Origin of the sequence: Synechococcus sp. PCC 7335, assembly GCF_000155595.1 — a bacterium.
In the GTDB taxonomy this organism is placed as follows: Bacteria; Cyanobacteriota; Cyanobacteriia; order Phormidesmidales; family Phormidesmidaceae; genus Phormidesmis.
On sequence record NZ_DS989904.1, the window covers coordinates 287,440 to 310,381 of the forward strand.

Below are 22,942 nucleotides of genomic sequence, written 5' to 3' on the forward strand. Positions count from 1 at the left end.
CTACGTAAGCCATATAGAGACAACCTTAGAAGAATAAATTTCAACATTTCTTTGTTCTCACTACCTCCCGAAGCTTGAATGAGTACCGAAAACTACCTAAACCATCCAAACTTTGGCCTACTGTTTAGAGTTTGCATAGCTGGTGAGGGACAAGAGCTATTTGCGACACTATATGCCCATCGGCTGTTTTTTATCGTGAGAAACGATAGGAGTGGACTATCATTCGAGCCGATTGGCCGAGTTGAGTCAAAGCAAATAATTGAGCAGCGATTACGGCTTATTCGTCGTACGGGCCATCAGACAGAATACGAGCACCTACAAAAAACATATAAGCAGACTTTCTAAGTATGTCCCTTGGGCCGTCTCATTTAGGATCAAAAGACGAGTTATCTGCTCGGTTAGCTCACATTCGGCAGCAGGTTCCCCCTTCTGTGCGAATCATTGGTGTTACCAAAACTTTCTCGTCTGATATTGTTCGCCAAGCCTATGACGCTGGCTTCAGAGAATTTGCGGAAAACAAAGTGCAAGAAGGAATAGCTAAACAGGCTAAGCTAAGTGATCTTACGGATATCACTTGGCACTTCATCGGCCATATCCAGTCGAACAAAGCGTTGAAAGTAGTCGAAAACTTCGACTGGATTCACTCGGTAGATAGTCTAAAGCTAGCAGCACGGCTCAATCGACAGGCGAAGTCTTTGGGTAAGCGACCTAGCTGCTGTCTACAAGTTAAGCTAGCCCCGGACCCAGCTAAAACTGGATTTGAAATAGAAACACTCTTGTCTGGACTAGCCGATCTAGATCAGCTATCGGCGCTTGATATTCGCGGGCTAATGGTGATTCCGCCATACGGACTAACCAATGTGCAAGTTCGAGCAATCTTTGAAAAAGGTGCAGCGTTGGCACAAGAGATTGCTGGGCGATCGCTAGTCAATATAAAGATGGATCAGCTCTCGATGGGAATGTCTGGCGATTTTGAGCAGGCGATCGCAGCTGGTGCCACTATGATTCGGATTGGCCGCGGGCTGTTTGGGCAGCGATAAAATTGACTACACTTTGTGACTACGCTTCTCTAAACTCTCTTAGCTTTATAGCACTTCGCCTTATAGCACTTCGGCTAACGTCTCTTTTCTAAACGTGGCAAAGAACGCACAAAAAACTCTTGACATATTATCAAAACCATGGCGTAATGCTGATGACTCTAAAATTGAGTGTTCTAGAAAACTAAGTAGCTAACTCCGGTATCCTCTAATACGTTTTGGCATGTAAATGTCACAGTCGTATGTAGGAAAAAATTTTATAAGCCAAAGTAGTCAAAGTAGAAAGAAATCCAGGACTTTATTCCTAATAATTTATTTTTAGCTCAACTTTGATGACTACCTTTGGCTATAAATCAAAACTTCTGTCATTTACGAATTCTCACTTGGACACAGCGGTCTTCTTGTTAGCTGACCTTAGTAGCTAGAGGCTCGTTGGTAGGCCACGTTAACAACTATTGTTAGCGATGAATGGACTACATTCTGCTAGTAAAGAGGGAATTCCATTCAGAAGAACTTAGTTTTATTGACACAATTCTACGTAGCGCTTTTAATAACCTAGTTACCGCGTAGGGTCATGCCAGGTCATCAATAATCGTGTTGGAGCAAAAGTTAATGAGTGGTCTAGTTGGGAAGATTAAGGATTTTGTTGGATTGAATGGTCTAGCAGACTACGAGTATGAGTACGAAGAAGTAGAAGGCGATGAGTATCAAAACCTCTACGAAGAAGAGAATACTGAGTCTGAAGCCCACGTACCCCCAATGCCTATTGAGGAGATGGAGCGTCCTGCCCGTCGACGTATTCGTGAAAGAGTGCTATCTACTGAATCTGGAATGGTGTCAATGAACAACGTGATTGGTATGCCCGGTACAACAAATGGAATGTCCGAAGTGATGGTGATGGAACCACGCACGTTTGAAGAAGTACCACAAGCCATTCGGGCTTTGCGCGAGCGTAAGTCTGTCGTGCTCAACTTGACTATCATAGATCCTGACCAAGCTCAACGCGCTGTTGACTTCGTCGCAGGAGGTACCTACGCTATGGATGGCCATCAGGAACGTATCGGCGAGAGTATCTTCCTCTTCACGCCTAGCTGTGTTCAAGTCAGTATGCCGACCAGAAGCGAAGATAGTTTTATCGACCAAGAAACTGAGAACGACTCTCACGAGGCTATACCGACGCCTGCATGGGCAACTGCAACTGAGCAAATCGTTCGGATGGCATAGACTGGCATAGTACTATGGCCAGCCTAGCGCTGACTGCTCGCTAGGCTAGCTAACAAACTAGCTAAAAAATAGGTTTGTCCAGTGCTTGGTTAACTTCAGTATCTTCACTCTAGTATCACAGAGTGAAGCTAAAGTCACTCTAAGATTAGGCTCATAGATAATAGGCCTAATAGGCATTGAGATTTCATAGAGGCTAGCTTATAAGCTGACAAAACCAAACCAACACAGTCTGGCAAAGCAAAGAGCTTTATCACTTTATTTCTTAGATACTTCGAAAAGCGCTGTTACCAATAGGATGACTTCTCCTGATGTAGTGGCTATTCGCGGTATGCTATGGATGAAATTTGGTGAGGGCTGTGTTCTTGTCTGTAAGACTTGGCATTATCGGTGGCGGGGTGATGGGCGAAGCCCTGTTATCCCGCCTTCTTGGTCAGGGCCTGTATACCGCTGAAGAAGTGGTACTTAGTGAGCCTTCGCCCGAACGCCGGCAGGTACTCTTCGAGCAGCATTCAATCAAGACAACAGATAACAATCGAGAAGTCCTTGAGGCGAGTAATGTTGTGTTACTTGCTATCAAGCCCCAAGTTTTTGACATAGTTTCTAAGGACTTTCAAGGTGTGCGCTGTGAGATACCGCCTTTGGTCCTTTCTATTCTAGCTGGGGTGCCCCTGTCTAAGCTGGAATCGGCAATGCCTGGCTGGCCTGTCGTGCGAGCGATGCCGAATACACCTGCTACAGTAGGCCGTGGGATGACAGCGATCGCGCTCGGGACTCGTACGCTTACCGAACACGGTGATCTCGCTCAGAAAATCTTCGCGGCGATGGGACAAGTGGTGAAGGTACCCGAAGCCATGTTAGATGCGGTCACCGGACTCTCTGGCTCTGGCCCTGGCTATGTGGCAATCGTGATCGAAGCACTAGCAGATGGCGGGGTAGCTGCTGGCTTACCCCGGGCTATTGCCAATCAGCTCGCATTGCAGACTGTACTAGGGACCGCTGAGCTGATTCAGAAAACAGGGATGCATCCAGCTGAGTTGAAAGACCGGGTAACAAGTCCTGGTGGAACAACAATTGCGGGCATTGCCTGTCTAGAGGAATTAGGATTGCGCTCTGCTTTGATCGAGGCGGTACGAACAGCCAGTTCGCGATCGCGTGAGCTAGGTAAGCCTGCGAATGGAAAGCCACTTAGCTAAAAGTCACCGAGCAAATAAAACGCTAGCTTAAGAAGACAGTCTGATCAAAACCCATCCGAAAGTGTAAAGATAATTGGCCTGAGACCGTGCCCACAGAAGACACTACTCCTTACGAAGAGACAGAGAATATTGACAGTGCTTCTGATGAGGCTACTTCAGAAGCACCTAGTTCGGCTTCATCGACACCGACACCTACTGCCAGTACACCGCTAGGTCTTAAACGCTCTGATCGAGGCATCCGTAGCAGCCGCACCCCAGCCTCTAGCGGGTCAGCTACAGGAGCTAAGCTATCAAGCACTCAGCCATTTGATAGCCAAGTAGCCATTGACCAAATGGTCCGTCAGGGTTTGCGCGAGCTAGAAAAACGGCGAGGCGCTTTGCAGTATGAGATTGAGCAGTTAGAGCGACAAAAGGCCGAACTAGAAGAAGAAATGCGCTCTAGCTTCGCTGGTTCATCTCAAGATATCGCTATTCGAGTTCAAGGCTTCAAAGATTACCTAATTGGCAGCCTACAAGATTTGGCAACGGCCGCTGAGCAGATCAATTTGGTCTCTCAGCCCGTAGTAGAGCCACCGGCGCCTAGTGCTGAGATATCATCGGCTGCTATACCAGAAGCTACCCAGGAAGGGACTGTGATCCCTCTGGCAGCGCAGCGATTTGCTGAACAGCGCGATCGCATTCATAGCTTGTTAGACCAATACCGCACTCGCCCTGATTATTACGGCCCTCCCTGGCAGCTCAGGCGCACCTTTGAGCCGATTCACGCTGAACGCACTGCTAACTGGTTTTTCACCCAAGGGGGACGCGGCGCGGTTAAAAGTATGAGTAGCCGTCTGCAAAATGTGTTGGTAGCTTCGGCTGCAATTTCTTGTTTGTATGCCCTGTACGACCGGCGACTATGCGTACTGGTGCTGGCGACAACACCTGAGCGTTTAGGAGAGTGGCGACGCTGGCTGCAAGACTGCTTGGGTATTGCCCGTGCCGATTTTGGTACGAACCGAGGGGTGATGCTATTTGAATCTGCAGAGCCAATGGCACAGCGAGCTGAGCGGCTAATAGACAACGGTAGACTGCCTTTTTTGATCATGGATGAAGCAGAAAGAAAAGTAAGTTTTTCTTTGTTGCAGTATCCCCTTTGGCTTGGGTTCGCGCCCGATCCTGCTAATTCCTCTACCGATTATGACTATTACTAATGACTGCTGATGATTTCTACACCCGTACCTGGGCAAAGTATTATGTCAGGCTCAACGATTGCGCTCCTATCGCTAGCTTCGCTAATCGCCTACCTTTTGGGCTCTATTCCAACCGGCTTCTTGCTGGCTAAGGCACTACGAGGCATTGATATTCGAGAGCACGGTTCGGGTAATACAGGTGCGACCAATGTCTTTAGGGTGATGGGCAAAGGCGCTGGGATTGCAGCATTAGTGATCGATTTATCAAAAGGTATCACAGCAGTTCTATTGATGCGCTGGCTGGTGACTCATTCTGATCTATTCGGCTCTAGGCTAAGCGAGATCTCTGATCAAGCAGCGGCTTGGGCCTATGTTTTAGCAGCAGCGCTGGCAGTGCTTGGTCATAGTAAGTCAGTTTGGTTAGGGTTTACAGGCGGTAAGTCGGCAGCAACTGGATTAGGTGTGCTGTTAGCGCTGACCTGGCCTGTAGCCTTGAGTGTTGCATCGGTATTTGGCGTTGCAGTAGGCATTTCGCGAACGGTGTCCGTAGGCTCGATTGCAGCGGCAATGTCCGTGGTAGTGTTTATGTGGCTGACCGGTCAGCCGATAGCGTATGTTTGGCTAGCGATCGCAGGTGGCCTATATGTTGTGCTTCGTCATCGTAGCAACATCGTCAGACTGCTAGAAGGCACTGAGCCTAAAACCTTTGGTAGCTAGTGATAGCTAGCGTATCTTCAAACAGCGCAATCAGGGCTACGTAGCTCTAATTGTTCTTTGAGCTGTTGAGGATCATACAGCACCGGTAGAAAGTGAATACTATTGACCTCTTTGAAATAGAACAAAATGGGAACAGTAGGCCAAAAGATTTTCCAACTTTCCCAGTCGGCATAGGGAAAGGTTTTAAGCAGATTTTCGTTACGGCTGATATCTAGTGCTGTGGGTGTAAACGAGAGCCGAATCACTTTCGTTTGGTAAAGCAGAAACAGACTAAACAAAGCCCAAACGACTCCGACGGCTAGCTGGATAAACAACAGCGGTAGAGAGAGTAAAACCATCGCGATTGGTAGTTTGTAGCTAGGGCTTAGTGTTGTCGTGATATTGGCATTAGTCGTACTAGTCACTGAGAAAAAATCCTGAACGTAAGGAGCTTTTAATTCAGTTTAATGGCTCTTTATTTAATAGCTCACTAATTACCGACGAAAGCTGCGCCCATACCCTGGAACATCATCCAGGACAAAAAGAAATTGCTGACAAAGATAGCCAGCAGCGAAGTGACCACCGCTGTCGTTGTTGACTGTCCAACACCCTTAGCGCCTCCTGTTGTTGTCAATCCCCAGCTAGAGCCAATAACAGCAATCAATACGCCAAAAATCAATGATTTGATAAGAGAAGCGGCTAAGTCCCAGATAGTCAGGAAGTTGCGAGCCGAATTGAGAAACACTGCAAAGGGAATGGCATAGAGCGTCGTAGCCACAACCAAGCCCCCTAGTAAGCCAGTGATAATAGCTAGCACATTGAGCATTGGCACCATCAGGGCGCAGGCGATGACTCGAGGAATGACTAAGTAATCTACTGGGTCGCTTCTGAGCATTTGCAGCGCGTCGATTTGCTCAGTCACTCTCATTGTGCCAATCTCTGCAGCAAAGGCTGAGCCGACCCGACCAGCGAGTACCACCGCGGTAAGAACGGGTGCTAGCTCTCTAGAAAGCGTGATCGCTAGCACGCCGCCGATAGCTGTAGTCGCTCCAAATGTAATAAATTCGCGAGTAACCTGAATAGTAAAGACCATCCCCACAAACACAGAGGTGACTAGCGCAATCAGCAGTGACTCTGGACCAACTGCCGACATTTGCTCTATTGTGTTGCGGCGATGAATGGGTTTAGAGATGACATGAATAATCACCTGCCCACCTAGTAAAATAGCCGAGAGCAGTCGCTGAAACCAAATCGCAAGATTCTGCGGAACAAGAGAGGGGGCCATAGGCTGTGATGCTGGCGACGGTTGTAATCACCATTGTATGAAAATCAAAGCCTTAAAGGCTGTTTTCGCTAACCATCTCGGCTGCTGTCCTACAGCGGTTCTAGCCAGAGATAGTGTCCCAACTGATACGACAGATGCAATGTATAGCTATCCAACGCTACCTTATTACATTTTTCGCTCAGGTACGTCGATGTATCAAAACTCTCTACATACGGATGTAGGCGAGAACCGATATGAATGCTCAGTGATATAACCCAATGTGCCTGCTAGCAAAGTCGCTAAATGTCCCTGATTTTTTCAAAAAAAACTATGCTAGTAAACAGTGTTTTTTTAGTAGGGTAGTTCAGGTGCTATGGGTTTTTGGGTTCAACGCCGCACGGTGTGGCTTCGGCTAGTTGCGATCGCGCTCATTGTTGGCTTTAGTTTTAGTACCTCTCCTTCACCCGCTCTGGCAAGTTCGTTCAATCTCAATGTGGCACCGTATGTAGCACCGTCGATTACGTATCAAGGCGCTCGGACGAACACTCACCCTATTGCTCAATCTGGCGTCATCGCGCAAGCTAATGTCTCAACGAACTCCATCCAGCCCTACTTAGACAGAGTAGCTGATGCGGTAACCGAGTTTACACTACCAAACGGTATGAAGTTCATTGTGCTAGAGCAGCATGATGCTCCTGTTGCGTCGGTCATGCTCTATGCCAACGTCGGCGCTTCGTATGAAGAAGATGGAAAGACAGGAGTTGCCCATTATCTAGAGCATCTGGCCTTTAAGGGAACAACTCGAATCGGTACTCGCGACTACGCAGCTGAAAGAGTAGTACTAGACCAGCTAGACAACGTTTTCGATCAGCTGATTGCCGCTGAAGCTGCAGGAGAGGCGGAAAGGGTAAGCGAACTGACTGAACAGTTTGCACAGCTACAACAAGAGGCTGCCACCTATGTAGAGCAAAATAAGTTTGGTCAAATTATTGAGCAGTCAGGCGGTACTGGACTAAACGCAACGACTTCCGCTGATGCCACGCGCTATTTCTACAACCTACCTTCGAACAAGATAGAGCTGTGGTTCTCGTTGGAGTCCGAACGTTTCCTAGATCCGGTTTTTAGAGAATTTTACAAAGAGAAAGAGGTGATCTTAGAAGAGCGTCGTAGCCGAGTAGATAATTCCCCTATCGGTCAGATGGTCGAGCGATTTTCCGAGGTTGCCTACAGTGAGAGTCCTTATCGTCGTCCAGTCATTGGCTACCAAGAAGACCTTCGCAAAGCAACTCGTGCTGACGTTCGAGCGTTCTTTAATACTTACTATGGTCCGAGCAATCTCATTGCAGCAGTAGTAGGCGATGTAGATCCTGAGCAGATCAAGCAGCTAGCAGACGCTTACTTTGGCCGCTTCGAGTCTAGGGTAGAACCGCCAGAGCTGGTTGCCAATGAGCCTGAGCAGATCGAGCCTCGTTCGTTCACCCTCCAACTGGCTTCTCAGCCATGGTATCTAGAAGGCTATCACCGACCGGGAATCAACGATCCTGACCATGTGGTGTATGCAATTATCAACAGCATCTTGACAGGTGGACGCACAGCTAGGCTCTACAAGGCATTGGTAGAGCCACAAATCGCACTGGATGTCGGCAGCGCTAATGGCTTCCCTGGAGACAAGCTATCTTCTATCATGCTGCTCTATGGGTTGACTGCGCCAAACCACACGGTAGAGGAGTTAGCAGCGGGATTAGATGCCGAGCTATTGCGTTTGCAGCAAGAGCCCGTAGATACCATGACGCTAGATCGAGTAAAGACTCAGGCACGCGCTGGACTGTTGCGGCAGCTAGATTCTAATCAAGGAATGGCTAGCCTGCTAACAGAATATGAGGCCAAGACTGGTGACTGGCGGAATGTGTTTCGTGAGCTTCAGCTGATAGAAGCGGTCGAGGCCTCGGATGTACAGCGGGTTGCTAGACAGACATTTCGCCTTGAAAATCGAACTGTAGGCAAGCTGATCCCGGCTGAAGAGGCAGCACCACAAAGTTCTACATCATCTGAAACTTCAACCCCTGAACTCACACCAGAAACGGAGACATCTGGGCTGGAGGATGATGAAGCTGCTTCGGAGGTTGCTGAAGAGGCAAGTGCCGAAGACACGGCTACTCGTTCAGCTACAGCACCAGTAGCTCCAGTTAGAGGACTTTGGTAGTTTGGCATGATTGCTTCATCACGGTTGGGTAGGTCTTTTTGAGTTGTCTATCCCTAGCTGTTTGTTCACTTTATTCTGATAGTCATCTGAAGGTTATTCGAGGAATTCATGGGTTTATTCTCAGGGCGATCGCGCGAACGTTTTATCCCTCTGTTGTTTTTGGCGGTGGCAACCTGTGCGGCGCTACTGACACTATCATGGCCAAGGCCTGCTCAAGCAATAGAGCCCAAGCCTTATGAAGAGCTAGTGTTTCCGACTTTAGGGGAGATTCAAATTCCCGAATACGAGCGCTATGAGCTAGACAACGGGCTGGTGGTCTATCTGATGGAAGATCATGACCTGCCTCTAGTGAGTGGCTCGGCGACATTTCGAACAGGCGCTTATCTAGAGAGTTTTGAGCAGACAGGGTTAGCAGGCATCACCGGCCAAGCAATGCGCCTAGGGGGAACGGTTAATCATGCACCTGACGAGCTCAATCAGCTTTTAGAACAAAGGGCTGCATCGGTAGAAACCTCAATTGGTGATACGTCTGGTACGGCTGGATTTTCTACGCTGACAGAGGATTTAGAAGCCGTGTTTGAGCTGTATGCAGACGTGATCATGCAGCCGGCTTTCGATGAGACGCAAATAGCCTTGATAGAAGGCAGAACGGAAGGGAGCATTTCTCGTCGTAACGACGATCCAGCAGATATCGCATCACGAGAGTTTCGCAAGCTGATCTATGGCGATGAAAGTCCATATGCTCGCACGGTTGAGTATGAAAGCTTAGAGAACATTAGCCACGAGGACATCGTTAGCTTTTATGAGCGAACCATCACCCCTGAAAATACAATTTTGGGGATTGTAGGTGACTTTGATCCGGACCAGATGAAGACGCTAATCGCCCAGACATTGGGGAATTGGCAAGCGGGGGATGGAAGTGTGATCGCCCCACCTCCAGAAGGCCTGCAGCAAAAAACAGGATTGTTCTTTGTTAACCAGCCGCAGCTAACCCAAAGCACCATTCATATCGGTCATATCGGCGGTGAACTGCGTAACCCCTACCACGCTTCAATGACGGTGCTCAATGAAGTGCTTAACGGTTTCGGCGGACGTCTTTTCAACGAAATCCGCTCGCGGCAAGGGCTAGCCTACAGTGTGTATGCTTTCTGGAGCCCTAGATTTGACTACAACGGCATTTTTATTGGTGGCGGCTCGACGCGCTCAGAAGCCACCGTTCCTTTTATCCAGTCAATGTATCAAGAACTGGAAAAAGTACAGAAAGAACTCATTAGCGAGACAGAACTAGCCTTTGCCAAAGATTCTGTGCTCAATAGCTTTGTCTTTAACTTCCAAACGCCAAACCAAACCCTATCACGGTTGATTCGCTACGAGTATTACGACTATCCTACTGACTTTGTTTTTCAGTTTAGAGAGGGGGTAGAACAGGCAACAACAGCAAGTGTGTTGGAGGCGGCTCAGGTAAATTTAGATCCGCAGAAGTTGATTACGATTGTGGTAGGCAACACTGCAGAGATTGAACCAGATCTAGCTACCTTAGGTATGGACCCTGTCGCAATTGATGTGACGATTCCAAACCCAACAACATAGTTGACCGACACAGGTTCAACTTACATAGTTCCAGCACATAGTTCCAGCTCACCTACTACTTAGTTGCTTAGTAGGATTTTTAATCCATGCCTTCAATGGGGGCAAAGCCCTGCCGCTGGACATTTTCTGTCACAGTGCGGGGATCAAGGAACTGCAGTAGATAGTCTGGGCCGCCTGCTTTGGAACCGACCCCAGAGAGTTTGAAGCCGCCAAAGGGTTGGCGAGCAACAATAGCACCGGTGATAGTGCGGTTGATGTATAGATTGCCGACTTCGAAGTCGGCGTATGCTCGCTCAATATGAGAGGGAGTGCGAGAGTAGAGTCCACCCGTTAAGGCATAGTTGGTATTGTTAGCGATCGCCAGTCCCGCTTCAAAACTGTCCGCCTTGATCACCGCTAGCACCGGTCCAAAGATTTCTTCTTGAGCAATCGTTGATTGGGGATCGACATCGGTAAAAATCACTGGACCGACAAAATATCCAGGCTCAGGCGAAGGGAGTTCTAGTGCAAGCGTTGCCTCGGATTTGCCTTTCTCAATGTAGTCTCGAATCTGCTGCTGCGCAGCGGCATCAATCACTGGTCCTACTTTGGTACTCGGCAGAACCGCATCACCTACGTTCAAAGACTTTGTCGCTTCGATCACCCTGGCAACAAAAGTCTCGTAAATAGAAGCAACAACAATCACCCGAGAGCACGCAGAACACTTTTGTCCACTGTATCCAAAGGCAGAATACACAACGCCTTGAACGGCTTGATCAAGATCGGCGCTTTCGTCCACGATAATGGCGTTCTTACCCCCCATCTCCGCGACGACTCGCTTTAGGTGTTTCTGCCCTGGCTGCAAAATGGCCGCATCTGCATAGATTTGACAGCCCACTTCTTGTGAACCCGTGAACACAATCATGTGAACATCAGGATGCTTGACCATGTGCGATCCCACAGTTGATCCCCGCCCAGGGACGTATTGGAAAACCCCTTTAGGAATGCCCGCATCGACAAATATCTCGCTCAGCTTAGCCGCAATCACAGAAGTGACGGCTGCTGGCTTCAGCAGAGCACAGTTGCCAGTAACTAATGCGGCAACGGTCATACCAGTTGGAATCGCTAGTGGAAAGTTCCAGGGAGAGATGACTAGCACGATGCCTTTGGGCCGATAGAAGTAGCGATCGCGCTCTCCTGCCACATCGTAGTCAATCTCTTGGTCTAGGCGCTCCATTTCGGCGGCGTAATACCGACAGAAATCCGCGGCCTCTGATACTTCTGCATCTGCCTGCTGTAGAGGCTTTCCACCTTCTAATACCATCCAAGCATTCAGCTCATGACGACGCTCTTCTAGCAAATCCGCAGCCCGGTTAATAATAGCCGCTCGCTCTTTTACAGGCGTACGCTTCCAAGTCTCAAAAGCCGTTTTAGCCGACGCGATCGCACTATTTGCCTGTTCAATATCGATTTGACCTACCGTCCCTACCAACTGCGCTGGACGAGAAGGATTCACCGACTGAACTGTTTCAGAAGTCTGCACATACTCCCCGTCAATCAGGGGTCTGTAGGTTTTGCCAATCTGTTTTTGAATCGCTTCTAGAGCAGCATCAGCAGCGCTTCTTTTTTGAGCGACTGCGTAGTCTGTATCAGCAGCAGGATTGATTCGGGTCACAGGAGAATCCGACAGCGCGATTGGGGTCAGGCCGCTCGTACTATCAGCATCGCTATCGGCATCGCCTGGCCCCCACTGCGGAATCGCCAGTAGCTCCTCAGCAGGGCGCTCTTCCAAGTTTTGTCGCAAGAAGGAACTATTCGCCGTATTTTCTAGAAGGCGGCGAATTAGGTAAGCCATACCGGGAATCAGCTCACCATAGGGACAGTAAACTCGGACACGATGACCTTGTTTTACCAGCGCGTTTGCAAGGCTATCGGCCATGCCGTACAGCACTTGAAACTCGACATTGCGAGCAGGAATATCAAGCGTTTGGGTGATCGCCATAGCCAGCGCTTGCGATCGCACGTTATGGCTACCAATAGCTGCATACAGATACTGATGATTCTCTAACAGCAGCCGAGTCATCCGCTCGAAGTTGGCATCGGTCGAAGATTTGTGATTGTAAACTGGCGTCGGCCAGTAGTTCTGCCGCGCTGTGATGGTTTCTTGATCCCAATAGGCGCCTTTAACTAGACGCAGCGTGATAGGGGTTCCTCGGCTTTTGGCCCATCCAATGAGATCTTCAAGGTCGCGATAGCTATCGCGTAAGTATGCCTGTAGCGTCATGCCAATATCAGAGCGAGAGCGGAACTCTTCTTCCATCAGAAGCTGCTTTAAAGCCGCTAGCGTTGCGTCCTTGTAGCGATACTGCTCCATATCAAAGTGAACAGCCACACCCAACGCTTCGGCTCTGCGTAACAGCGTCCGAACGCGTTCACCAACTTTGGCTTTAGAGCCTTCTACATCTAGCGGATCAAACTGAGAGTAAAAGGCCGTTAGCTTGACAGAGACCTGCACTTTTGCCAAAGGCTTTCCTTCAGCAGCATCTAGCTTAGCAACGGGTTTCCAGCTTTCAGCGGCCTCGGTAAGCTGCGCCATCAGCTCTAAATACTGATTCAAATAAGCTTCGGCTTCGCGCTCGGTAACGACTGCCTCACCTAGCAAATCCATTGTGAACGCCATAGACTGCTTTCGCAGTTGCTCAATACTCTTGAGTGCCTGTTTGATATTCTCACCAGCAATATACTTACGAGCGAGTGTCTCTACCGCTCCAGATAGGGTCGTAGCAGCCACCTGTGCGGGCATAGAGTTAGGATCTGCGAAGTTGAGCAGACTCTTTAGCGCCTGGGGTAGCTCTACGCTGGCATCACCTAAATACTCTTGAAAATGGCTAGCGATTTCGGCCTTAGTCGTCAGTGCTGGTAAACAGTCGATCAGACGAAACATCTGCACTCGCAGGCCCGGATTCTCCATCGTCCAAGCTAGCAGCTTGTCATCCCACCGAAGCTGATCACGCATCTTGGTGACAACGGACGAGAAAAGCGATCCCTTGCCTCGGCTATCAGATAATAGCTGACGCGCGATCGCCTGAGTTTTTTCTTCATAATCAGCCTGGGCCGAAGACTCTGTAACCGCGCGAGATGCATTGATAACCATTAAAACTCTCCTACCGCTCTCAACTAAGTTAAGAGCACTAAAGCTAAAGAAAGCACCTAAACCCAAACAGCTTCAGCAACCTGATTACTGGAAATCGGTGCTGCTAGCGGCGAATTCTAAAAGCCGCTGTAATACGCAACTATAGCAAAAGTCACGCAAACAAGACTGTAGAGGTAAGTACAGTAACAGCGCTTAGAACCGACACGAGCTAAAGGAAACGTTTCCTACAACTATTGCCTACAACTAGGGAAAGACCTTCAAACTAATAGCGTAGGGGAAGACAGACCAGCTTCGTCTAAATCCAAGCCGAAAGCTGGCAAAGCCGAACGCTTGGTAGTTTCTAGTAGCGTACCGATTATCGATGAAAACTATGGGCTAGAAAAAGGCTACAAAATAGAAGAAGCAGTCGCACCGTTAAAGAGCTGAAGCTCTTTTCTAGAAGTATTATCTAGATCTTCGGCAGGCTCTGCCCCTGAAGTGTCAGAATCCGACTTCAAAATTGGCCCAGATGAATTGGCGGGGCTAAATCCTTCAGAAACGGGACCTTTTGCCGAAATCAAGGAAATCGCTCGACTGATACTTTCTGGCAAAATCACCACTAGGCAATTGTCCGGCGCGCTGTCTAAAGCATGGTTAACGGCTTCAGATTCATCTAGCTCAATGTGATAGGAAAAGTCAGTAGAACGCTGGCTCTCATCGGTCTGAAGAATCCCTTGTTCAATCAGCGCTGCCACCGCCCCCGGTGAGCGACCGCGTCTATCTTTATCTTCTTTGATAATGACTTGATCGAAGATATCGACCGAGAGCTGACCTAGCTCAATGAGATCTTCATCTCGGCGATCGCCCGGTGCACCAACAACCCCAATCGCAGGGCCTGGCCAGTTCTTCACAAAGCTGCCGATCGCCGCATAGCCAGCTGGATTGTGTGCGTAGTCCACAAGTGCGTGATAGTTGCCCATATCGAACAAATTCATCCGCCCTGGAATCTGGCTAGCCGATGGCTGAAAACTATGCAAGGCTGCTCGAATCTGTTCAATCTTCACGCCTTGGACGAAACCAGCCAAACTAGCCGCTAACGCATTAGCGATCATGAAAGGCGCACGTCCGCCCATCGTCAATGGCACCCTCTCGGCCTTGATAATGCGATGCAGCCAATCCTGCTGAATAATCGAGAGATAACCCTCCTCATACACAGCAGCGATACCACCATTGGCAAGATGCGATCGCACCAAAGGATTCTTTGAATCCATCGAGAAATAGGCTACCTTTGCAGCCTTCACCCGCTCTGCCATCGCAGCTACTCGGTGATCGTCCGCGTTCAGAACCACATAGCCACTGCCAGCAACCGACTCAGCAACTACCGCCTTCAACTTTGCTAGCTGGTCGATCGTATCAATGTCTCCGATACCCAAGTGATCCGCTGCTACGTTTAGCACAATACCCACATCGCTTTGATCGAAGGCAAGCCCAGAACGGAGCAGCCCTCCCCTAGCGGTCTCTAATACAGCCATCTCGACTGTGGGATCTTCTAAGATCAACCGCGCGCTCTGTGGACCAGTCGTATCGCCCTTTTCAACTAAGTGATTACCAATATAGATACCGTCAGTCGTCGTGTAGCCGACCATACTGTAGACCTGGCGGAAAATATGCGCCGTTAACCGAGTTGTCGTTGTCTTTCCGTTCGTTCCAGTAATCGCCACAATTGGAATTCGACTGGGCTGATCAGGCGGTATCAGCATATCCAAGATAGGTGCGCCAACGTTACGAGCAAGTCCCTGACTAGGCGAAACATGCATCCGCAAACCAGGCGCGGCATTCACTTCGACAATTACGCCATCAGCTACCGCCAGGGTCTTAGAAATATCTGTTGTCACCACATCAATGCCCGCCACATCTAGACCCAGCAACCGAGCCGCTCGCTCGGCGATCCAAATCGTCTCTGGGTGAATCTCGTCGGTTCGATCGATAGCAATGCCACCGGTGCTCAAATTTGCAGTCGCCCTTAGATAGCAAATCTCGCCTTTTCTAAGCACGGTATCTAGGTTGTAGCCCTGAGACTCCATTAGCTGATCGCTTGTTCGATCCAGCCTAATTTGAGTCAGGAGATTATCATGGCCTTCGCCCCGACGCGGATCTTGGTTCTCGCGATCAACTAACGCCTCAATCGTATCGATCCCATTGCCCACGACATGAGCAGGTACCCGCTCAGCCACTGCCACCATCTTGTTATCAACTACTAGAATGCGATGATCTCGGCCCTGATAGTGATGTTCAACAATCACGCCATCAGAGACCTGACGAGCTAAATCGTAGGCGGCTTCTGCCTGCTCCCAAGAACTGATGTTTAGAGTTATTCCCCGGCCGTGGTTACCATCTAGCGGTTTGACCACAATCGGATAGCCTCCCAAATAATCGAGCGACTCTTCAAGTTCACGCAGAGAATAGACCACGGTTCCTTTGGGAACCGGAATACCCGCATTGCCCAACATCCGCTTGGTCGCTTCCTTATCACAGGCAAGCTCCACACTCAAGATATTGCTGTGGGAAGTCAGCGATGCCTGCACTCGCTTTTGATGGACGCCGTAGCCAAACTGCAACAGATTGCGAACGTCTAGCTCTAGCCAAGGAACGTTTCGTGCTTCGGCCGCACGCACCAAAGCTTCAGTGCTAGGTCCTAGAGCAGCAGCGGCACGCAACTCCTTTAGGTCTTCCAGGTCTTTGCGAATTTCGGAGTCTGGATAAAAGCCAGTTTCGATAATGCTCTCACACAACCTCAAAGCGGCTCTAGCTGCATAGCGCCCAGCAGCCTCATTCTCGTATTGGAAAACAACCTGATACACACCTGGATCAGAGGTCTCCCGAGTACGACCAAACCCAACTCGCATACCAGCTAGTGTCTGCAGTTCTAAAGCAACGTGCTCGACGATATGACCCATCATCGTGCCAGTCTGCAGCCGACTAAGAAACCCACCCCGCACGCCCGGAGAGCAGAAATGCTCTACAAGGCTAGGCAAAGCTGAAACTAGACCATCGTAGAAACCATCGATAGTATCTGAAGGGCGCTCAGCGAGATCTTCTAAATCAAGGCGAACGACAATTAGCTTCCCATATCGAATACTCCAATAATTTGGTCCGCGCAGCGTCTGAGTTTTAAGAACTTTCATGGTGGCAGGTGTGTTGAACCGGGTCGGCAGAAACTGAAGCTTGATACGCTTAGGAAAACTAAATAAAACTTAGCTTAAGCTAATAGCATTTTATACGCTCTCTGACCTCCGCCCCAACAGACTTAAGTAACGGAGATCCTCTTATTTGGTAGGTTTGCGAGGTTACTTAAAAAGAACTAGCAGTCAACCCAGGGCAAACTGAGCGTTTAACTAAGCGACTACTATCAAATGAAATTGATGTATTAACCAATATTGTTGCTTTGAGCTTAGGGCTTAGAAACAGTATCCTCGATATTCCTATGTTTTTATCCCTTATTTTCTGACAGTGGTTCCCTAATGACGGTCTTTTTACGGGTGCGTGGATAGAAGATTGAAACTTATTAGGTATAACCATTTAGGTATAGGGTTATCAGACGTCTGAAGCTAGCTGAATAATCCTGATTACTTCTTCAAGTTGAATCAACTCAACTTTACCAACTCAACTCCAATCAGCTTTGCTTTGAAGCTGCATCAGTGCGCGGGCTTTATAGTCATAGCGATCGCCTTGATTGAGCACATGTACCTTGAGATTGTGCAAACTCAGCGGGGACGTCTCTAGACTTTCAGGATAGCTAGTATGAGTTAAATTGCCAGGATCTATCACGGTGATTGTGCCTTTACCCAGGACTTGAAAAATGCCGTCGTTAGCAATGGCTATGCAGGTGTCTTCGTCGATACCCACGCCTAGTCTATTGGGATGAGCAGCGATCGCACTCAACAAGCGTGCCATCCGATTGCGATTGTGAAAGTGCTGATCGACTAGCAATTCGGGCACAAACCCCAATCCATCTGTCAAATCTACTAAGCTCTGATTAGGAGACTCACCGCTACTACCGCCTGCGATCATCTGCTCACCCATGACGGCTGCGCCCGCACTGGTACCGGCTAGTACAAGTTCAGACTTGGCGAGCTTCTCTTTGATTAGCTGCAAAAGGCGAGTGCCCCCGATTAGATCGCGTAGTCTAAGCTGATCCCCACCAGTAATAAATATTCCACTACAGTCGTTCAACACTTCTATCCAACGCGCCTCCTCGCACTCACTGCGATAGCGGATGTCTAGGATCTGCACCCGCAGGGCGCCCATTGCTGTGAAGAGCTGGTAGTATCTATCACCAACAATGGCTGGTTCCCTAGATGCAGATGGAATAATACCGATAGTCGCGTCGCTTCCGCCTGCGCTTTTAACAAATGCGTTTAATATAGTGCATCCGTTAGTCTTGTCTTCTGCCCCGCCAATGATCATCACTGGGTACTGGGTAGAAACTGTCATAGGCTTGTGAGCTAAAAGTGGTTGCACTTCCAGCATAGAGCTATCCTCGCTATTTATTAAAGGCAATTACCATAAAAGCCTTAGCTATCGCAACGTGTATGGCATGATGCGAGCCAGATCGCAGTGCGATTTGGATCAGGTCAGAACCCGCATCATCAGGCAACGCTTTTAGTCTGTGTGAAAACAATCAAGACCTTTCGCTCAACATTTAACTTATCAATAGCAATCATCTAATATTTGTATCTCAGGCTACACAAAGTCAAGGAGATATCTTGGGGAAAACTCGAGCTTCTATTCAGTTACGTAGTCGTACAATAGACATCAAGCTAAGACAGTTGCTTACAAAGTGCTGTGGTTCTAGGTAGAGAAAGAAATGAGCAAAGCAGACATTAACCAGTCCATAGAAGCGCTTCGAGCCGAGTTAGACAAAGTTGCAACAACTGATATCGCTGCTAAGGATAAGCTGCTCGCGCTGATAACTGATGTCGAAAGACAGCTGCAAGAACCTGATAAGGAAGTTGATAGCGAAGGGAGCAGAAAGGCTACCCTACAGCAGTTGCCAGCGCTAATTGAGCAGTTTGAAGCCGATCATCCGAAAGTGACGAATACGCTAGGTCGATTGCTCAATACGCTCAGCAGTATGGGCATATAACGATTCCTAGATGCGTACCCCTAAAAGGCTACTTAAGCTGGAGCTGGCCTTTTCACTAAACAACTCCTCTACCGAACAGCTACGTTTGCTACCGACTGAAGCGAAATTGTTTGGCGCAAATGTTCACCTAGCCGACGGGCTAGCGCCAGTATCGTGAATGTGGGCGAATAAGATGGTCCGGTTGGGAACACTGCCGAGCTTGCAATATAGAGATTATCAGTACCAAAAACCCGGCAGTTCGTATCAACAACGCCTGCTTCAGGGCAATTGGCCATTCGGGTGGTGCCCATTTGGTGAGCTGCATCAGTCATAGTCTCTAACGTCGGCGGATCATCACCAAAGTTAAAAGTCCCAAGGCCTGATTGTTCGAACCGCTTTGTCAAAAGTTGCAGTGTTTTCGCCATAGAGCGTTTGTCTTGCTCAGTAAACCGCCAGTCGAGTGCTATTCTTCTCTTACCTAGCGAATCGTATTCGGAACTTAGCGTAATGCGGCTATCTTTGTGCGGGACTTGCTCAACAACAAACTTGACGCGGTAGGAATCGACGATGCCGTTGCCATCTTGACAGGTCGGGCGCAAAGTCAAAATTCTACGTAGGCTTCCTAATCGCGTTTCATAAATCGGCTTTAAGTACAAAACGTGTTCTAGCAGCTCTTCTGCTTCCTGCGTCTGATCGTCCAATGCAAAGCACGTACAAAAGCGAGGCTTAGGCGCGTACTGCAATTCCCTTGCATATTTCCTAGTGAGGGCACCTGGTCGCAGTGTGCCTGTGTGGTGCTTGGGGTGATCGGTATAAAACCGCCCAACTAGATCGTGTTCGTTCCCAATGCCACCTGGTAGCTGTCGGTCGGAGGCCAATAGCAGCCGCGCGGATTCTAGCGCCCCCATTGCCAGCACAACGGTCTCGCCCTCGACCATGAGCTCTTTTCCTTCTAATGACCGACAGGCAACCGCACTCACATGCTGCTTAGACTCATCTAATAGCAATTCAGTAGCAGTCGCCCCCATCAGCACCTGAAGATTCTTCGACTGACGCATTTCCTTACCGAAGCGCTTAGCCGTGCGGGTTGGTGTTTGCTCCCAGTAGAAACTGCTGACCTTCAACCCTGCTGCTGCAATCTTCGAGCGAAACGCCATAATTTCTGGGCGAATCGCTTCTGCTTCTAGGTCACCAAATCCATAGTCTTTAGCTGCAGAGCGATAGTGTTCTAAAAGATCTTCAAATGTAATTGGCCAACCACTGTTTGGTACCCACTCTCTTCCCTCGAAATCAGAAGGCTGTAGATATTTCCACTTACCCGTCCAAACGTTGCTAGTTCCACCGAACTGACGCACCCGACTAACACCCCGCAACGCCGGTGGTAAGTATCGATGATAGTAAGAATTCGGATTGAGTTCACGATGACGCTTGCCCAAGAACACGACGTCATTAAGAGCCTGAATAGCCGGGTCAAACTGCTCGCGACCGCTTTCTACTAGCACGACTTCTAGGCCATGACGCGCTAAATAAGTCGATACTTCAGCGCCAGCAATTCCAGAACCGACCACGACAACCTGCCGACGAAGTGTCGCCTGCTCGCCCATGTCTAAAATATCGGTAAACATACAGCCTCTAGAACCTTATAGGATGTACCTTATTCCAGGCGTCACTAGACTGGCCATTGCCCTAGCCTAGGCTTCACGCCGCCTTCATATCTCTGTCATTTTTTTTCAATATTCTCTTTTGAGCACTCCTGCATCCGTCAAACAGTATTAAATCCAGCCATTTACAAATCTACAAAGAAATGATGAAGCTAGGCCATCAGCCTGCAGCCTACAAGGAATCCCTTATACCATCGAGACTGTCCCATGCTTACCCACTTAGATGCGATAGGAATGCCAAAGCGTTCAGATGATCGGTTTGTATCTGTAATCGTACCCGTGTTTAATGATGCGGCGCGACTACGCCTGTGTCTACAGGCACTTGCAGCACAAACTTATGGAGCTTATGGAGAGGGCGCTCAAGCAGAAGGTGGCCAAGTAGAAGGCCATCAGGTCGATCGAAAGGCTGATTACGAGGTAATCGTAGTAGACAACGCTTCGGCAGCGAGTGAGAACATTTCGGATGTGGTCGCTGAGTTTCCTTGCGCTGTCTATGCCTACGAGTCATTACCTGGCTCTTATGCTGCGCGCAATCGCGGGGTGGCCTTGGCAAAAGGCGATATTCTGGCGTTTACTGATGCTGATTGTATCCCTGCAAAAGATTGGATAGAAAAGGGTGTTAGCTATCTCATCAAGAGTCCTCACTGCGGATTGGTTGCCGGTCAAATCAAATTGTTTTTTCGAGGGGCTAAGGCAAATCCAATAGAGCTGTACGAAAGTGTGACTGCGTTCCCGCAGCAGCGATTGCTAGAGCAGCAGAAAGGAGCTGCGACAGCCAATGTTTTCACTTTTAGCTCGGTGATGGATGAAGTCGGCCCATTCAATGCTGAGCTGCGTTCTCAAGGCGATCTAGAGTGGGGACAGCGAGTGTTTGCAGCGGGTTATCAACAGCTTTATGCAGCGGATGTGTGTGTGTCTCACCCGGCTAGATACACGCTTCAACAGTTACACCACCGAACACTTCGCCTAGCAGGCGGTTCCTTCGGCCGGCTTATTCGGCCCGAGCAAAGTGTTTTACAGCGCAATTGGACATTCACTAAGATGCTCTTAGCCGATTTGATACCACCTGTCAATTTTGCGATTAGTGCTTTTAGAGACGATCGGCTACGCGGTTTTGGGCAAAAGTCAGTAGTGCCATTGGTGCTTGTGTGGGTGCGCTGTGTCAGTGCAGTTGAAAAGGCACGGCTGAAATTTGGCGGAGTTCCGCATCGCGGTTAGAGGAAGCAAGCGGCATGGACGAGAGGTAATGGACAAGAAGCTAAAGGTTGCGTTTGTCGTTCACGAGTTTCCAGTCCTATCGGAGACATTTATTATCAATCAAGCAACGGGTCTGATCGACAGAGGCTGCGAAGTTGATATCTACACTGACCGCTTGGGTGATACCGATAAGGTGCATCCAGATATACATCGATATGACTTACTAGATCGCACTCGGGTACTACCAGCTGTGCCCCAAAACTATGCGGTACGAGTGATAAAGGCGATCGCAATCATTGCTAAACACGGCTACCGATATCCTAGGAAAGTAGCGCGATCGCTCAACGTTTTCCGTCGAGGCATTCGAGCTGCCTCCCTATGGTCACTATTTACCGAACTGCCTCCATTAGATCTGCCTAGTTACGACATCATCCATGCTCAGTTTGGCAATCTCGGCTTTAGGTCGCTGCTATTGAAAGATCTCAGTAAGGATGCGCGGTTAGTCGTGATGTTTCGCGGGTTTGACATCTCTCAGCAGGTGCAGGCGAACGGCCCGAATGTCTACAGCTCGCTGTTCAAACAGGCGGACTTCTTTTTGACCAACTGTGATTTCTTTCGACAAAGGCTACTGGCCCTAGGCTGTTCGCCCGACAAGATAAGAGTCCATTATTCTGGCTTAGACTGTAGCAAGTTTACGCCGAGCGCGCGATCTAAATCGTCTTCAGAAAAAGTTCGGATTGCGGCCACCGGTCGACTGGTCGAAAAGAAGGGATTTGAATACAGTATCCGAGCAGTCGCAAAAGTAGCAGAACGCTACCCCCATATCACGTTTGACATCATCGGCGATGGGCCTTTGCGGAATGAGCTATCGGCCTTAATTAAGTCGTTGAATATGCGAGAAACCATTCATCTTCTAGGCTGGCGAGATGAACAAGAAATTATTGATATATTGACGCGATCGCATTTGTTTGTAGCGCCTAGCGTGACGGCTGCTAAGGGTAATCAGGATGCGCCAATCAACGTACTTAAAGAGGCAATGGCGTTAGGCTTACCGGTAGTAAGTACCACCCATGGAGGCATTCCAGAACTGGTAGAAGATGGCATCTCTGGTTTCTTGGTGCCAGAGCGGGATGCGACTGCGATCGCCCATGCCCTCACTACCTTGATAGAGCATCCAGAACGCTGGGCAGGTATGGGAGCAGCAGGCCGGTCCTATGTAGAAACTCACTACAACCTGGATTTGCTCAACGATAGGCTACTAGAGCTTTATCACCAGCTATTGGCAGGTCCGATAGAAGGGCCTAAGCAGAGTTTACCCTCCGTAGTTCCTGCTACTTAGTTCCTATTCAGTTGAGTTCTTGTCTAACTACTTGTCTAACTAGATAATTTTTGACTAGATATAATTTCTAACTAAGCGCTCTCCAGACAGCTCCGTAGAGACGATGACTATCTTCCTAGCTTCTCAAGC

General features: G+C 48.9%; 17 protein-coding genes. 11 read left to right on the forward strand and 6 right to left on the reverse strand.

Annotated features, from left to right (window positions below; genetic code table 11):
- Positions 1–78: 78 nt before the first annotated feature.
- The 6 genes from pipX (at position 79) to plsY (ending at position 5,343) form a co-directional block, all read left to right on the forward strand.
- On the forward strand, positions 79–345 hold the full coding sequence (gene pipX, locus S7335_RS01225) for a transcriptional coactivator PipX (RefSeq protein ID WP_006455362.1): 267 nt from the start codon (positions 79–81) through the stop codon (positions 343–345).
- A gap of 2 nt (positions 346–347) precedes the next feature.
- Positions 348–1,040, forward strand: a complete 693-nt coding sequence (locus S7335_RS01230; protein WP_006454074.1) for a YggS family pyridoxal phosphate-dependent enzyme — start codon at positions 348–350, stop codon at positions 1,038–1,040.
- Between the two features lie 609 nt (positions 1,041–1,649).
- Positions 1,650–2,261 (forward strand): cell division protein SepF, encoded by a 612-nt coding sequence (locus S7335_RS29410; protein ID WP_006456850.1) that lies wholly within the window; start codon positions 1,650–1,652, stop codon positions 2,259–2,261.
- 362 nt (positions 2,262–2,623) lie between these two features.
- A complete protein-coding gene (proC, locus tag S7335_RS01240; protein ID WP_038016718.1) occupies positions 2,624–3,454 on the forward strand; it encodes a pyrroline-5-carboxylate reductase in 831 nt (276 codons plus the stop codon).
- Positions 3,455–3,540: 86 nt separating this feature from the next.
- Complete coding sequence (locus S7335_RS01245) at positions 3,541–4,647, forward strand: DUF3086 domain-containing protein (RefSeq protein WP_006454604.1); 1,107 nt, start codon at positions 3,541–3,543, stop codon at positions 4,645–4,647.
- Positions 4,648–4,689: 42 nt separating this feature from the next.
- Positions 4,690–5,343, forward strand: coding sequence for a glycerol-3-phosphate 1-O-acyltransferase PlsY (plsY, locus tag S7335_RS01250; RefSeq protein ID WP_006456968.1), 654 nt, complete (start codon positions 4,690–4,692; stop codon positions 5,341–5,343).
- Between the two features lie 17 nt (positions 5,344–5,360).
- Here plsY and S7335_RS01255 read toward each other — a convergent pair whose 3' ends face one another.
- Together S7335_RS01255 and S7335_RS01260 are read right to left on the reverse strand one after the other, a co-directional pair.
- Complete coding sequence (locus S7335_RS01255) at positions 5,361–5,747, reverse strand: DUF3119 family protein (RefSeq protein WP_038015379.1); 387 nt, start codon at positions 5,745–5,747, stop codon at positions 5,361–5,363.
- A gap of 65 nt (positions 5,748–5,812) precedes the next feature.
- Positions 5,813–6,607 (reverse strand): MlaE family lipid ABC transporter permease subunit, encoded by a 795-nt coding sequence (locus S7335_RS01260; RefSeq protein ID WP_006455562.1) that lies wholly within the window; start codon positions 6,605–6,607, stop codon positions 5,813–5,815.
- A gap of 352 nt (positions 6,608–6,959) precedes the next feature.
- Between S7335_RS01260 and S7335_RS01265 the strand changes: the two genes are divergently transcribed.
- On the forward strand, positions 6,960–8,789 hold the full coding sequence (locus S7335_RS01265) for a pitrilysin family protein (RefSeq protein ID WP_006456120.1): 1,830 nt from the start codon (positions 6,960–6,962) through the stop codon (positions 8,787–8,789).
- A 108-nt stretch (positions 8,790–8,897) separates the two neighbouring features.
- Positions 8,898–10,379 (forward strand): pitrilysin family protein, encoded by a 1,482-nt coding sequence (locus S7335_RS01270; RefSeq protein ID WP_006456341.1) that lies wholly within the window; start codon positions 8,898–8,900, stop codon positions 10,377–10,379.
- Between the two features lie 79 nt (positions 10,380–10,458).
- Here the strand turns inward: S7335_RS01270 and pruA are convergent, their stop codons facing one another.
- From pruA to S7335_RS01285, 3 genes are all read right to left on the reverse strand, one after another.
- Positions 10,459–13,512 carry an L-glutamate gamma-semialdehyde dehydrogenase gene (pruA, locus tag S7335_RS01275; RefSeq protein ID WP_006454275.1) on the reverse strand — a complete coding sequence of 1,018 codons (3,054 nt, stop codon included), beginning with the start codon at positions 13,510–13,512 and terminating at the stop codon, positions 10,459–10,461.
- A 386-nt stretch (positions 13,513–13,898) separates the two neighbouring features.
- The gene (gene cphA, locus S7335_RS01280) at positions 13,899–16,676 is read right to left on the reverse strand and encodes a cyanophycin synthetase (RefSeq protein ID WP_006453792.1); all 2,778 of its coding nucleotides are present in this window, start codon (positions 16,674–16,676) and stop codon (positions 13,899–13,901) included.
- A 478-nt stretch (positions 16,677–17,154) separates the two neighbouring features.
- Positions 17,155–17,985, reverse strand: coding sequence for a cyanophycinase (locus tag S7335_RS01285; protein ID WP_227499930.1), 831 nt, complete (start codon positions 17,983–17,985; stop codon positions 17,155–17,157).
- A gap of 373 nt (positions 17,986–18,358) precedes the next feature.
- On the opposite strand from S7335_RS01285, the gene S7335_RS01290 reads away from it, so the two are divergent.
- Positions 18,359–18,637: a DUF4404 family protein gene (locus S7335_RS01290; RefSeq protein ID WP_006453457.1), complete on the forward strand. Its 279-nt coding sequence runs from the start codon at positions 18,359–18,361 to the stop codon at positions 18,635–18,637.
- Positions 18,638–18,705: 68 nt separating this feature from the next.
- Here the strand turns inward: S7335_RS01290 and S7335_RS01295 are convergent, their stop codons facing one another.
- A complete protein-coding gene (locus S7335_RS01295) occupies positions 18,706–20,241 on the reverse strand; it encodes a GMC oxidoreductase (protein ID WP_006457173.1) in 1,536 nt (511 codons plus the stop codon).
- A gap of 243 nt (positions 20,242–20,484) precedes the next feature.
- Here S7335_RS01295 and S7335_RS01300 point away from each other — a divergent pair, with 243 nt between their 5' ends.
- Together S7335_RS01300 and S7335_RS01305 are read left to right on the forward strand one after the other, a co-directional pair.
- Complete coding sequence (locus S7335_RS01300) at positions 20,485–21,495, forward strand: glycosyltransferase family A protein (protein WP_227499931.1); 1,011 nt, start codon at positions 20,485–20,487, stop codon at positions 21,493–21,495.
- A 28-nt stretch (positions 21,496–21,523) separates the two neighbouring features.
- Positions 21,524–22,813 carry a glycosyltransferase gene (locus tag S7335_RS01305; protein WP_006456489.1) on the forward strand — a complete coding sequence of 430 codons (1,290 nt, stop codon included), beginning with the start codon at positions 21,524–21,526 and terminating at the stop codon, positions 22,811–22,813.
- The last annotated feature ends 129 nt before the right edge of the window (positions 22,814–22,942 follow it).